The organism is Pseudoalteromonas 'SMAR', assembly GCF_048515945.1.
GTDB lineage: Bacteria > Pseudomonadota > Gammaproteobacteria > Enterobacterales > Alteromonadaceae > Pseudoalteromonas.
In genome coordinates, this window is the sequence record NZ_JBLWMW010000028.1 from 1 (window position 1) to 13,733 (window position 13,733).

At 43.6% G+C, this 13,733-nt stretch carries 11 protein-coding genes; 9 read left to right on the top strand and 2 right to left on the bottom strand.

The genetic code is table 11. The annotated features are described in order from the left end of the window. Positions 1-86: 86 nt before the first annotated feature. From ACNKW2_RS12415 to ACNKW2_RS12440, 6 genes are all read left to right on the top strand, one after another. Positions 87-566 carry an Ig-like domain-containing protein gene (locus tag ACNKW2_RS12415; RefSeq protein ID WP_419148865.1) on the top strand — a complete coding sequence of 160 codons (480 nt, stop codon included), beginning with the start codon at positions 87-89 and terminating at the stop codon, positions 564-566. 16 nt (positions 567-582) lie between these two features. After that, positions 583-2,490 carry an RHS repeat domain-containing protein gene (locus ACNKW2_RS12420; RefSeq protein ID WP_419148866.1) on the top strand — a complete coding sequence of 636 codons (1,908 nt, stop codon included), beginning with the start codon at positions 583-585 and terminating at the stop codon, positions 2,488-2,490. 21 nt (positions 2,491-2,511) lie between these two features. After that, complete coding sequence (locus ACNKW2_RS12425; RefSeq protein ID WP_419148867.1) at positions 2,512-5,040, top strand: RHS repeat domain-containing protein; 2,529 nt, start codon at positions 2,512-2,514, stop codon at positions 5,038-5,040. 6 nt (positions 5,041-5,046) lie between these two features. Continuing rightward, positions 5,047-5,520: a hypothetical protein gene (locus ACNKW2_RS12430; RefSeq protein ID WP_419148868.1), complete on the top strand. Its 474-nt coding sequence runs from the start codon at positions 5,047-5,049 to the stop codon at positions 5,518-5,520. 165 nt (positions 5,521-5,685) lie between these two features. Next, positions 5,686-6,153: a DUF3592 domain-containing protein gene (locus ACNKW2_RS12435; protein WP_419148869.1), complete on the top strand. Its 468-nt coding sequence runs from the start codon at positions 5,686-5,688 to the stop codon at positions 6,151-6,153. A gap of 172 nt (positions 6,154-6,325) precedes the next feature. Continuing rightward, positions 6,326-6,634: a hypothetical protein gene (locus ACNKW2_RS12440; protein WP_419148870.1), complete on the top strand. Its 309-nt coding sequence runs from the start codon at positions 6,326-6,328 to the stop codon at positions 6,632-6,634. 97 nt (positions 6,635-6,731) lie between these two features. Here ACNKW2_RS12440 and ACNKW2_RS12445 read toward each other — a convergent pair whose 3' ends face one another. Further along, the gene (locus ACNKW2_RS12445) at positions 6,732-8,891 is read right to left on the bottom strand and encodes a S46 family peptidase (RefSeq protein WP_419148871.1); all 2,160 of its coding nucleotides are present in this window, start codon (positions 8,889-8,891) and stop codon (positions 6,732-6,734) included. Between the two features lie 309 nt (positions 8,892-9,200). Here ACNKW2_RS12445 and ACNKW2_RS12450 point away from each other — a divergent pair, with 309 nt between their 5' ends. Together ACNKW2_RS12450 and ACNKW2_RS12455 are read left to right on the top strand one after the other, a co-directional pair. Continuing rightward, a complete protein-coding gene (locus ACNKW2_RS12450) occupies positions 9,201-10,796 on the top strand; it encodes an ABC-F family ATPase (RefSeq protein WP_419148872.1) in 1,596 nt (531 codons plus the stop codon). A 174-nt stretch (positions 10,797-10,970) separates the two neighbouring features. After that, positions 10,971-11,201 (top strand): hypothetical protein, encoded by a 231-nt coding sequence (locus ACNKW2_RS12455; protein ID WP_336566686.1) that lies wholly within the window; start codon positions 10,971-10,973, stop codon positions 11,199-11,201. A gap of 147 nt (positions 11,202-11,348) precedes the next feature. Here the strand turns inward: ACNKW2_RS12455 and ACNKW2_RS12460 are convergent, their stop codons facing one another. After that, positions 11,349-12,128, bottom strand: a complete 780-nt coding sequence (locus ACNKW2_RS12460; protein WP_419148873.1) for a peptidylprolyl isomerase — start codon at positions 12,126-12,128, stop codon at positions 11,349-11,351. 313 nt (positions 12,129-12,441) lie between these two features. Between ACNKW2_RS12460 and ACNKW2_RS12465 the strand changes: the two genes are divergently transcribed. Further along, the gene (locus ACNKW2_RS12465; RefSeq protein ID WP_419148874.1) at positions 12,442-13,695 is read left to right on the top strand and encodes an aromatic amino acid transport family protein; all 1,254 of its coding nucleotides are present in this window, start codon (positions 12,442-12,444) and stop codon (positions 13,693-13,695) included. Positions 13,696-13,733 lie beyond the last annotated feature (38 nt).

A 13,733-nucleotide genomic window follows, 5' to 3' on the forward strand; every position in this document is an offset into this window, starting at 1 on the left:
GTTAGCGTCGAATTTACTCCCTCAAATTGAGCAAGTATTAATGCGGATTGGTATAAAGTGCCCGTTTAACTAGGAAGTTAAGCGCGATGAAATTAAGGAAATGTATTTTTACCCTCACTGTGGGTATGTCTGCGACGGCTTTGCACGCGACGCCCATTGATACCGAATACCAATACGATGAACTTGGGAGGCTCACAAAAACACTGGATACAAAAAATGGTGATCGTTCTTATCAATACGATGCTGCAGGCAACCGTAAAAAAGTCACGGCCGCCGACGATAACAGCAACTTACCACCTAATGCTCAGGACGATAGCATTACCCTAAACGGCCTTTACTCACCCAAAACACTGGATGTGTTAGCCAATGATAGTGACCCAGATGGTGATGCATTGCAAATTAGTGCTACCGATGCCTCGGGCACCCTTTCCGTCACCATCAATGATGATCATACCCTGACAATTACCGCCGTTGGTTTTAAACACCCAGAGCAACACTTTACTTTCACCATTAGCGATAATAATGGCGGGGTATCACAAGCGACTGTAACGGTATACAACCAATAACTGTAAAGGATTACATATGAAACTATTCACTTACCTACTGTGCCTCTGGGGTATACAACTGATGGCACCTAATGCTTATGCACAAGTTCAAATGGCCATCCCAGGACCACCAGAGTACAGCTTAACCGACAGTAATCAGGTTAATCTGAGCACTGGGAATATTACAATTAATGAGCCAAGTTTGAGCATCGGCAGTGGCGAGTTTGCCCTTGAGCACCGCTTACTTTCTTATTCCAATAACCTCAAACTGTTTGCCGATAACTTTTCAGGGGCACTCTACTTTAAGCATTCAGATATGCCTCTGCCCGATGTCCGCGTAACTTTTGGCTCTTTGTCAGAGTCGGGCTTTCAAGCCCCTGCGACCACACAATCTTATATTGGTCGTAATGGTGGCATGATCGAAAAGCACAGTGACTTTATTTGGAAGTACACTAATAGCCAAGGAGTGGAAGTGACTTATGACTCACGTATCCATTACCAATATGAGCCGCCAATTGTGGCATTAGAAACGTATCGCAAACAGGCTGTTGCAACTCAGATAAAGTACCCCAGTGGCTTAATCGTAAAGGTGAACTTCAAAGACGCAAGCTATGACGGCAATACCGTTCATCGTATTCAGTCTGTTACCTCAAGCGCAGGATACCAATTGCAATATCGGTATCAACTCAACAGCAGCAGTATACCCAGTTATAACAGCGATAAATATGCCTACTATCAATGGACTAGGCCCATACAAATTCGGGGATTTGTTAGTGAGTATGAGGCCTGTCCGCCACTTGCAGTCGACTGTGACTTCAGCCTTGACTGGCCAAAAGTTAACTTCTCTTGGGTAGATCCTTTTAATGACGGCGATACAACGATTACTTTCGCCAACCAGACCTATAAAGCGTTTACCCATGAACGGTTTTGTTCTTCCGGCGATGGCCGCACAGCTTGCTCTAGTGATCGTAACCATTTGCGCATAACCACCATTTCAAGTAGCGCTAGCCAAGGTCAGCCCGAGCGCGAATATCAGTATACCAACACTTACCACTGCACTTTTCAAGGCACAGAGCGGCAATGTCGGACGTTTAAGTTAGGGGTAGTGTATCTCTCTAAATATCGTGGCGCGTCATGGCACTACAATTACCATCCACAACAACACCAATATGGTGGAAGCTACAATCAGTCAGAAGGCCCTAATGGCGCAATATTAAAGGTCGTTTATGATAGCCAATCGCAAATGGTCGGCTTTCAAGATGAAGTAAGAGGGATTTCAGGCATCTATGATGACAATGGCCGAATCGCGTCAGTGCAGTATAACTATGGTAGCCCAGGTACTGTTTCACAAGGGCTCTATCGCTATGGCGATAAGACGGAGACGTTTACCTATGACGACCATGGCAACATTATTAAGTCGACTCGCACTAACAAAGAAGGTGAAACGCAGTTTTACACTGCCGGCTATGACAACTATTGCAACATCATGAGCACGCGCGGTAAGCCGAGCTGGATTAAAGACCGCAATGGTAATGTGACCTACTATGGTTATGATTGCAGGAACGGCAAAATAGCAGTAGTACTTAAGCCCGAAATCGATGGCGTTCGCGCCGAGCATCGCTATTATTACGGCCAAATAAACGCGCATGTCGTCAATGAAAACCCGCCACTTCCCTCCCCAGAGCAAGGTATTTGGGTAAAGCAACGAGAAAGTTTTTGTAAAACCGGTAATAGCGGCCAATTTGGCTGTGCTGAAACGGGTGACGAAGTGATCACCATGTATGAATATTCTACTCAGCCAAAGCCTGATGGTTTACTAGTACACGGTATTGTTGTCTCGGATACCGGCAAAGGAGAAACTCGTAGGACCTGCTTTGATTATGATATCTACGGCAACAAAGTGGCCGAAATCAAACCCAAAGCAAACTTAACCCGTTGTCAGTAACATCAAAATGGAATTTGAATTATGAACAAATTAATGTTTTTCACCGCACTGTTTGTGGCAACGACATTAAATAGCGTAGCAAATGCGGGCCCTGCGGCTTTTAAGACCGAGTATCACTACAATAGTGCCAGACAAGTCACTGGGATCATTCACCCTGATCCTGACGATAGCGGCCCTCTTCACTTTCAAGCCGTAAGAAAAAGCTACAACTCCGCGGGCTTACTAGAAAAAGAGCAATGGGGTGAATTGGCTTCATGGCCAAGCTACCAAACAAAGCCCGAAGATTGGCATAACTTCAGCGTTCATCGCAGTAAAACGTATCGCTATGATAAGCAACAAATGCGCATTGCCAGTACAGAAAGAGACCGCCACGGCGCTATCAAAAAAATTACTCAATTTAGCTATGATGAGTTTGGTCGGTTAAAGTGCAAAATGGTTAATATGTCGACGACTATGGCGCCAGATCCCTGTGTAGCGCGATACCATAAGGTAAATACACAACACAGTGTTTGGGACAGAGTGACTAAGTATGAATACAACAGCCAAAACCTGCCACTGCGTGTAATTAAAGCCTATGGCACCCCACTACAGCAAAACTATCAAAGCTATTCTTACTCAGGTTTACTAAAAGATACGGTTAAAGATGCTAATGGCAATTTAACCGATTTCCAATATGATGGTTATGGTCGCTTGACTCATATTTATTATCCCAGTAAAACGGATCGCGGCACAGCAAGTAACAGCGACTACCAGCAGTATTGGTATGATGCCAACGACAACAAAAAGAAGCTTAGGCAACGCGATGGCACGATTATTAACTACACCTTTGACGCCTTGAACCGCATCACAAAAAAAGACTTACCAGGCACAGTTGAGGACGTTTATTACGGCTACAACAATCAAGATTTAGAACGTTATGCGCGCTTTGGGTCAGCCTCAGGGCAAGGGATCAGCAACAGCTATAACGGCTTTGGCGAACGCCTTAGCACCACCATTAACCTCACCGGTAATACCCGAACATTTAGCTACAGCTACGACAAAAATGGCAATCAAGTCACCATCACCTACCCCGATGGCGAGTCTTTTGCCAGAACTTATGACGGCTTAGATAGATTAAATGGTGTAAAAGAAGGGCCGAATAAGGCCGTTTACCGGCTCACATATGGCAGTAATGGTCAGCGTTCAAGGGCCACTCGGTTAGGCTACAACACAACCGAAACCCTGTATCAATTCGATGACATTGGTCGCTTAAAATCACTAGCTCATGATTTAAAAGGCCAGACGTATGATTTGGTAACCGACTTTAGCCGCAACCAAGCAAACCAAATCACTACGGTCAGCTTATCAAACGACATTTACCATTACAGCGGCAACGACAACTTAACTGGCAACTATATTGCCAACGGCCTAAATCAATATACTCAAGTAAACGGTAAAACAATCACTTATGACAACAAAGGTAACCTCAAAAGTGATGGCTCGAAGCGCTATTATTACGACCACGAAAACCGCCTAACAAAAGTGACAGGTGATGTGACTGCGCTTTTGAAATACGACCCCAAAGGCCGGCTGTACCAATATACCGTCAACGGCATCACACGCGAATTTGTGTACGACGGCGATAATCTGGCGATGGAATACAATAGCAATGGCGCAATCGCCAATCGCTATGTGCACAGTGATGGCACAGATGAACCATTGCTGCGATACGACTCTGGCGCCATCAGTAACCGAAAATACTACTATCAGAACCACCAAGGCAGCATTATCGCCACCAGCTATTTAACCGGTTATAAAGAGCGCACCCTCTCCTATGATACTTATGGGATCCCAGATAAAGACAACATTGGCCGCTTTGGTTACACTGGCCAAGTTTATTTAGACAATCTCGATTTATATTACTATAAAGCACGAATTTATCATCCCAAGCTCGGTCGTTTCCTTCAAACCGATCCTGTGGCTTATGAAGACCAGATGAACCTGTATGCTTATGTTGGGAATGATCCTGTTAACAATGTAGACCCAAGCGGAAAGTTTTTGTTGCAAGCTGTAGGCTTTTTCGTTGGTGGTTATAGTACATATAAAGCAGCAAAAAAAGCAGGCTTGTCAGGTAAGTCGTTAGTTGCCGCTACCGCAGTTGGTGCTGGCTTAGGTGCTTTAACTGGAGGTGGCAGTGGGGCGCTGGTAGTAAATGGAATTAAAGGAGCTGCAACTAAAGCGTTACAAGCTAATGCTATTAAAACTGCTGGTACAGTAGCAGGAGGTACTGTTTCTGGCGCTGTTTCAGGATCAACAGGTGAAATAGTTGGTAATATGGCTAACGATCAGCTACCAACCAAAGAGGGAATGATTGATGCAACTGTAAACGGTGGTTTCAATGGTGCTGTTGGGGGAAGTGTTGCAACAATAGCGGGACCACAAGTGGGAGCTGTTGCAACAGCAGTTTCAGGAATGATCGGAAATGCCTCTGCTACTGAACATAATAGTAATACAACTATCAATCAAAATTGCACCGATTATGATACTCAATCCAAAAATAAGGGGTGCTAGTACCTTATGAATAAAGCTCAAATTATTAATTTGTTTATAGCGTTGTTTTATTTAATTCTAGGTGGGCTAGTTCTTTTCGGAGTAGTTACACCATATAAGGAAGTGCCACAACGTAATGACCTAGTATTTCTTAATGGTCAATTTAATATTGATGATACCAGTACCAATTTTCAACTTGAGAAGGGAGTAGCGTTAAAAATTTGTGAGTCATTTTGGATAAATGAAGAACTAAAAGAACAGTTATCACTCTCAAGTAATAGAGTAGGTAATATTAGCGTTTTAGTGGAGAATTCTAGTATTGAAAATCCAGAAGCCGCTTGCGTTAAGTTATACGAGGTTAAGGTAAATAACAAGCTATTACTTAGCAAAGCAGATGTAGCTTCTTCGCAAGTATATACATCGATGTTCTTTAAAGCTATAGCTCTTATTTTTCTTTTAGCGGGCTTTTATTATTTAATAAAACATGTAAAAAGTAGATGAAAATAATTTGAATCCAAAGCCTCGCTTGTCGGGGCTAGAAAAACGCTACTTTTATAAAAATAGTAGAAAACTTTTATAGAAGAAAAGGCTGATAAACAGCTATAGTTTAAAATCATGAATAAATTACTATTTTAATTCATCAACATAAGTAGGTTAGATTGTTTTTTGAAGAAAAGCAAAACGTTTTTTATCTTAATATTTTTAGGTGCATTGGCTTGGGGCCTTTATCTAGGAATAATCGTTTCAGATGGACTTGCCATAAAAAGTTGGCCGGTTACTGAGGGTGAGGTTATTGCTAGCAATGCTAAACGTATAGACCATAACCAAGAGCGGTACATTATTGAAATTGAATACTCTTATTCAGTGGGCCAAGATTTCTATGTTGGAGATAAAATATCGAACTCTAATGTTATGCTTGATAGTTCCGAGCGAGATTTACTACTAAAGCAATATAAACCTAATAGTAAAGTAACTGTTTACTATAACCCTCAAGAGGCTGATATGGCTTACTTAAAAGCCGGGGTCGACAATGGAATTTATATTTTATTGTTGGCCTGTATCGCAATGATAGCTTTCTCAGCAGTAAATTTGATTAAATTATTTAAAAGCTCGATTCTGGAGAATTCTAATTAGTCGACACCAATTTTAACAATGCTAATAACAACCTTTTATGCTGCAAGTGTCATTTCTCTGCTTATCGATAAGCAGGGAAGTGACACTATTAAATATTAGAAACATCAATTTTAATGGAAAAAACACCTAATCCGCCTCACTAAATAGGGTAAATAGGAAAATTTCAATCAATATGCTTTTATTTACAGCAATTATCATACTTTATATATCAACTTGCATTTCACTATTTAAGCTTTACTTCTTTCTGCAAAAGAAAAACCAACAAAGTAGTTCAGCCATTAGTGTCATAGCCAGCTATTTATTATTTGCTTGCTTTATCATTATAGCAGTTCCGTTTGCTATATTTTTCCCAGCTTGGATAAACGTTAAATTAGGAGCTATTAGTGGGCCGGAAAGTTCAACCATGCTGATACTATTTGGCTGTGTGGTGTTGGCTATGTCGATATGGCAAGGCAGAAAATCTCGCCCTACTCACTTTTAAAGTAAACGTTTGACTCTCAACCTACAAAGGCGATCACACCCTTGAAAAAAATGCCGACAGGGTCGTCGGCATTTTGGACTAATCAAATTTACTTTGATTATTTCACAATGTTCATTTCATCAAGCAAGTTTTGGGCATTATCCACTTTGTCCATCACCCACAGCATATAGCGCGAGTCCACATGGATTGAGCGGTTAAGATTTTTATCATAATCCCAGTCGCCGATGATGCTTTCATACACGCCATCAAACAATAAACCGACCAGCTCCGCTTTACCATTAAGGGTTGGAGAGCCGGAGTTACCGCCGGTGGTATCGACATTCGATAGGAAGTTAACTGGTACTGTGTTCATGCCGCCGGTGTATTCGCCATACTCTTTATTGCGAATAAGTTGTTGCTGCTTTTTCGGGGCATTAAATGGCTCAGCGTCGGTATTTTTTGCCAGCAAGCCCTCTAAAGAAGTAAATGGCGTTGCCTGCATGCCATCTTGCGGCGAGTAACCCTGCACGGTACCGTAGGTCACACGCAAAGTGCTATTGGCATCAGCATACACGGGTTTGTCTTGCGACTTATTAAAGGCGATGATGGCTTCCATTAACGCTGGACGTGCCGATTGTTGCTTACCAGCCAGTTCCTTTTCTTGGTCTTCAATGCGCTTCATAACAGGATATACTGCCTTAGCGTATTGAATAAAGGGATCGGCACTTTGGTTTAATTGTTCAAGCTCAACATCCATCATCCAAAGGCGTGCTTTTTCATCCGCAAGCTTGGAGTTGGCGTACATTTCATCCAGTAATGCTTGCTGCTGTGCTTTATTAAAACCATTTTCAAGCTGCAGTTGCTTGTCCACTTCAGCTAACCGTTCCGATTCAGGTAAAGCAGCATATTGCTCAATAAAGTGCAACATAATGGCTTTATCTACGGCTTCATCATAACGGCGTGACATACGCTTTAAGCGTGCTTCAATTTTCGGTAGGTCTCGAGTTTGATAACCACTTTCGCGTTCAGCATCTGGTTTTTGTTTTTCCACGGCTAAACGGTAAAGCATTCGTGCAGAAGACACCATCTGCGAACGGTGAATATAGCCCACCATCATATCGCGCTTGTCGTGCTGCTGCGACTCAGCAACCAGCTCACGCAGCTGTGCTAACACCTCACCGTACTTTTGTTGCCGTGTTTTATCGGCATTAATCCAAGCCAACAAGTCTTGTTCAAACTGCTTTTTACGCTCAAACATATCGCCTTTTTGGAAGCTTTCAATCATCGAGCCAAAGTTTTTAATGTAGTTATTATAACCGGCAATGGTGCTTTCATAAGCAATACGAGCTTGCGAGCCCTGTGGTGCATTTTCTTCAATCAAGGCAACATACTTGCTGTTATGCTTGCGCACCATGGGGTAAACCGTATTGAACACATAATCGACTTCAGAAGCGATGCGGTAACGGTTAGTACGACCTGGGTAGCCTGTCACCATGACAAAGTCCCCTTCTTGCACGCCCTTCGCGCTAACACTTAAAAATGACTCGGGTGAATAAGGGACATTGTCTTCAGCGTATTCAGCAGGCTGACCATCTTTACCGACATAAGCACGGTAAAAAGCAAAATCACCGGTGTGACGTGGCCACATCCAGTTATCGATATCGCCACCATATTTACCTACGCCCATCGCTGGTGTGTACGCTAAGCGCACGTCTTTTATTTCCAATGATTTAATTAGGTAATATTCTAACCCGCCATGAAATGTATAAACGTTACAGCGATAGCGCTCATCTTGCTCACATTCAGAAACTAAGGCCTTGCGCTTGCTATCAATGGCGTCAAAACGCGCTTTGCCCGCTAGTGAGGCCGTCCCCTCATTAACTTGCTCAGTGACGTTATTGACCTCATTGGTGACATAAATACGTGAGCCAGGTGCCGCCGGTAAATCTTCACTCGCAGTTTTAGCTAGAAAACCATTTTCTAAGATGTTGTTTTCAGTGGTTGAGTTGTACTGAATAGACCCATATGCACAGTGATGGTTAGTCACCACCAGGCCTTTGGGCGAAACAAAAGAAGCGGTACAGCCACCGAGGCTAATTACCGCATTCATTGGGAACTCGGTCAGTTTAGAAATAGACTCAGGATCGATTTCCAAGCCTTTTGCTTTGAGTACCGACTCAAGCTGAGGTAATTGGTGTGGCTGCCACATCCCCTCATCAGCACTAACAAACGATGAACAGGCCAACACCATGGCCATGGAGATAGCTTTAATACGCATATTCCCTTCCTATTATTAATTGTTCGTCTTTACCAGCTGTAATGCGGATGATGGCAGGTTGTTGAGCAACAGCAGTGGCTAAAACGAATGTTATTATTTTATTTAAGCGTGATAATATCACCTAACATTGACGCGGTTAGCAACTAAAATCGCTGAAATTTATAAATCAATGTAAATAACACCACCGCTAAAGACCTAATTTAAGCTCATTTTGCAGTGCAAAATCGCGCTAAAAGAACGGCAATTTTTACATCATTTATTCTGCATAAATGTTAGGATCGCGGCAATTTTCAGTAATGAGTCGAATTTATGCTTTCGTGTAATAACATCACCATGCAGTTTGGTGCCAAACCCTTGTTTGAAAATATCTCTGTTAAGTTTGGAGATGGCAACCGTTATGGTCTGATTGGTGCTAATGGCTGTGGTAAATCCACCTTTATGAAGATCTTGAGCAAAGAGCTCGAGCCCAGCGCCGGTAACGTCAACTACGACCCCAATGAGCGCATTGCTAAGCTTAACCAGGATCAGTTTGCTTATGAGCAGTACTCAGTGGTTGATACCGTGATCATGGGCCACAGTGAGCTGTGGGAAGTGAAACAAGAGCGTGACCGCATTTACTCATTGCCTGAAATGAGCGAAGAAGAAGGCATGAAAGTAGCCGACTTAGAAACTCAGTTTGCCGAAATGGATGGTTATTCAGCAGAAGCAAAAGCCGGTGAATTACTGCTCGGTGTGGGTATTCCAACCGAGCAACACTTTGGCCCTATGTCTGAAATCGCCCCAGGTTGGAAGCTACGTGTGCTGCTCGCTCAGGTCCTGTTTGCCGAGCCTGATATCATGCTTCTGGACGAACCGACCAACAACTTGGACATTTACACCATCAAATGGTTAGAAGATGTGCTTAATCAGCGCGACTGCACCATGATCATTATTTCCCACGACCGTCACTTCTTAAACTCAGTTTGTACCCACATGGCGGATATCGATTACGGTGAGCTGAATGTTTACCCTGGTAACTATGATGAATACATGTTTGCTGCCACGCAAGCGCGTGAACGCTTATTAGCAGACAACGCCAAGAAAAAAGCACAAATCGCCGAGTTACAACAATTTGTGTCGCGCTTCTCAGCCAACGCTTCGAAAGCCAAACAAGCCACCTCACGGGCTAAGCAAATTGACAAAATTCAGCTAAATGAAGTCAAAGCGTCAAGCCGCCAAAACCCATTTATTCGCTTTGAGCAAGAAAAGCCGTTGTTTCGAAATGCCCTCGAAATTGACGCCTTATCACAAGGCTATGACGAGACCTTATTCAATAACTTAAATGCCTTGGTCGAAGTTGGTGAAAAAGTCGCTATCATCGGTGAAAATGGCGTGGGTAAAACCACCCTACTGAACACCCTAGCTGGACGCAAAGACCCACAAGCCGGTCACTATAAGTGGTCAGAAAATGCCAACATTGGTTACTACGCTCAGGACCATGCTGATGAATTTGAGCAAGACATGGACTTGTTTAAATGGATGGAACAGTGGCAACAACCGGGCGACGATGAACAAGTGGTACGCGGCTTCCTTGGTCGCATGCTGTTCTCACAAAACGACATTAAAAAGTCAGTTAAGGTCATCTCAGGTGGTGAACAAGGCCGCATGCTGTTTGGTAAAATCATGATGCACAAACCCAATATTCTGCTGATGGATGAGCCAACCAACCACATGGACATGGAATCCATCGAGTCGTTAAACTTAGCGCTTGAGCAGTTTGAAGGCACCTTGTTCTTCGTTTCTCATGACCGCCAGTTTGTTTCATCCCTTGCAACTCGTATTTGGGAAATCAAAGACGGCAAAATCATCGACTTCCAAGGTACTTACGACGAGTATTTAGCGAAAAAAGAAGCTGAACAGTTGTAAGCCTTAGCGTTTGGTGGCAGCGAGTCCGTGCGCTGCTACCAAACCATTGTTGCGATTAGCAAAATACATCGAGCTCAGTCTTTTTCCCAAAAAACCCTGATTAAAAAGTAGACTGCTTGAAATTTGGTTGTTAGGCTAGGCCCTGAGTTTTGACACTAACAAGAGGATTCAGCAATGGAACGATTACAGAACATGTATTCGATCATGCTGCTTTCGAAGCTTAAAGCAAACTTTCCCCAACCCTGTGAGCTCAGTGAGCAATCCTTAGCCATTCCTCACACCCAACAAGATCACTTCGAAGACGTCATTAACACCCACCTCAGCCAAGGCTTAATTGAACAAGTTCAACCTAGTCATTATACCCTTACGAACAAAGCACTTGGGATGTTTGGCGACTCAGAATAATAATCTTAGTTAGCTAACAAGTACAGCAATTAGACCTTTGGCAGCAAGCGCTCGCCCCCCTGCTGTCGAATCAGAATTGACATAAAAAAAGCGCACCGAAGTGCGCTTTCAAGTTATTAACCCGAATAACAGGTTAACTAGGGACTGTTAGCACCAGACTTTTCTGCGTCTAAAGCCTAATAAACCAGCTAATAACGCCAGCGTACCAAACATAGAACCACCCGATGAACCAGCATCATTATTACTGTTATCATTGTCATCCGGATCAGGTTGTTGATCGATTAAGGTATTGGCCACTGGATCTAAATCTTGCGCGGTATTGGCCGCATCATCAATAATTACCACGCTGTTGATGGTGACAAAATTCGCAGCGCCAGGTTCGCTGCTGCTGTCTTTACACTGCTCATCAGTATAATCGACCAGCGGCACATTGCCACATCGTGGCACCTCTGAAATTGCCTCTAACACCGCCATGCCATCACCCATTATTTGGCCAAACACAGTAAAGCCGCCATTGCTGACATCTAAATTCGCGCTGTTGTCAACGAGATTAAAGAACCATTGGCTGGTGGCGCTATCAGGGCGACCTTCTACCTTTGCCATGGCAATCGTGCCAGCTACATTTGACCACTTTGGCTCATTGGCAACGGGGTCAAAGGTTTCAATGGGTGTCAATGGGATCTCGCCATCGTATTTAAAGCCACCCGCTTGCACCACAAACTCAGGAATAACGCGATGGATAACACTCTCTTTGTATCTCTCTTGTTGCACGTATTGCAAGAAATTATCGACAGTCTGCGGGGTAGACTCGTCGAATAGATTAACTTGAAAGCTACCATGGGTGGTTTGAAACTCCACAATAGTGGCATTGGCTGCGCAGCTAGCGAATACAGAGCTCGCTAATAAAAAAGCATTTAACTTAAACATACTTCAACCAGTTCGTTGTTTTATTTATATTTGCAGCACAGCATAATGGCATTCTCTCAGCGCTACCAGCAAATGCGCACTGAGCGTAACATTTAAAAACATTTCCCTTGATAACCTTTACAGCCAAACAAAAGCTCAACAATCTCCGGCTATAGCCAAGCTGTTTAAAATCCAGCCACACTCGCGCAACTTTCAACCAAATAATTACATTTCATCGCATAACTGCTCGGAGTAGACCGTTTATACATGCAACATTTAGTCATTTTTTATATGATGCGCCCGATTATAATTCAAAATCCAGGACAACAAGTATATGAGTAACCCTTCACAAGCAACGATGGAGATCCCCAGCAGCACCAGCAGCTGGACTAAGCATGACACCCATTGGGTGTTGAGCTTATTTGGTACCGCAGTGGGTGCCGGTATTCTATTTTTGCCGATTAATATTGGTATTGGTGGCTTTTGGCCATTGATCATCATGACGCTGCTGGCATTTCCAATGACTTATTTAGCGCACCGCGGTTTGGCCCGTTTTGTGCTGTCTTCAAAGCGCGATGATGCCGACTTTACCGATGTCGTAGAAGAGCACTTTGGCGCCACCGCAGGACGACTCATTTCGCTGCTGTACTTCTTTTCTATTTTCCCAATCTTGCTCATTTATGGTGTTGGTTTAACCAATACCGTAGACAGCTTTATCGTTAACCAATTAGATCTAAGCTCGCCACCTCGAGTGGTGTTATCGGGCATTTTAGTGGCCGGTATGATTGCCATTATGCTTGGCGGTGAAAAACTGCTGCTGCGCGCTTTTGCCGTATTAGTGTACCCTTTGGTGGCGGTATTACTGTTTTTATCACTTTACCTAGTACCGAACTGGCAAATGCCCACTATCACTACACCTGATGCCAGGCAATTAACAGAGCTGCTGTGGTTATCGGTACCGATTGTGGTGTTCTCATTTAGTCATGCCGCAGCAATTTCTAGTTTTGCTAACGTCCAACGTCGTCACTACAAAAGTGAGGCAGTAGTAAAATCAGAAGCCATTTTGCGCAATACTTCCATGATGCTGATTTTATTTGTATTACTGTTTGTATTCTCGTGTGTGCTATCGCTTACGCCTGAGCAAATGAATGCCGCAAAAGACGCCAACGTGTCAGTGTTGTCGTACTTGGCCAATGTCTACAATAATCCATTTATTGCCACCCTTGGGCCATTAGTTGCCTTTATTGCCATTACTTCGTCCTTCTTAGGTCACTTTTTAGGTGCCCGTGAGAGCTTCAATGGCCTAGCCACCAAACAGACTAAGCTGTCATTAGCCGCCGCCGACAAACTTGGCATTGCTTTCATGTTTGTGGCCATTTGGGCATGTGCCGTAGTTAACCCAAGTATTTTAGATATGATGGGCGCCATTTCTGGGCCAATCATCGCCATGATTTTATTTATCATGCCCACCATTGCCGTGTTTAAAGTACCCGCACTCAAACAGTACAAAGGCCATTTAGGCACTTATTTTGTGCTGATTGTTGGTCTATTAGCGGTATCAGCCTTGCTCTACAATATGCTGGGTTAAACCGCGTTACCCTGTGTGCAGGAGCCCCGTGCTCCTGC

What these genes read in the sequence shown, in the direction of transcription:
- ACNKW2_RS12450 (WP_419148872.1), top strand. Translation starts at nt 9,201, where the DNA reads ATGCTTTCGTGTAATAACATCACCATGCAGTTTGGTGCCAAACCCTTG.
- ACNKW2_RS12425 (WP_419148867.1), top strand. Translation starts at nt 2,512, where the DNA reads ATGAACAAATTAATGTTTTTCACCGCACTGTTTGTGGCAACGACATTA.
- ACNKW2_RS12420 (WP_419148866.1), top strand. Translation starts at nt 583, where the DNA reads ATGAAACTATTCACTTACCTACTGTGCCTCTGGGGTATACAACTGATG.
- ACNKW2_RS12455 (WP_336566686.1), top strand. Translation starts at nt 10,971, where the DNA reads ATGGAACGATTACAGAACATGTATTCGATCATGCTGCTTTCGAAGCTT.
- ACNKW2_RS12445 (WP_419148871.1), bottom strand. Translation starts at nt 8,891, where the DNA reads ATGCGTATTAAAGCTATCTCCATGGCCATGGTGTTGGCCTGTTCATCG.
- ACNKW2_RS12430 (WP_419148868.1), top strand. Translation starts at nt 5,047, where the DNA reads ATGAATAAAGCTCAAATTATTAATTTGTTTATAGCGTTGTTTTATTTA.
- ACNKW2_RS12415 (WP_419148865.1), top strand. Translation starts at nt 87, where the DNA reads ATGAAATTAAGGAAATGTATTTTTACCCTCACTGTGGGTATGTCTGCG.
- ACNKW2_RS12460 (WP_419148873.1), bottom strand. Translation starts at nt 12,128, where the DNA reads ATGTTTAAGTTAAATGCTTTTTTATTAGCGAGCTCTGTATTCGCTAGC.
- ACNKW2_RS12440 (WP_419148870.1), top strand. Translation starts at nt 6,326, where the DNA reads ATGCTTTTATTTACAGCAATTATCATACTTTATATATCAACTTGCATT.
- ACNKW2_RS12465 (WP_419148874.1), top strand. Translation starts at nt 12,442, where the DNA reads ATGAGTAACCCTTCACAAGCAACGATGGAGATCCCCAGCAGCACCAGC.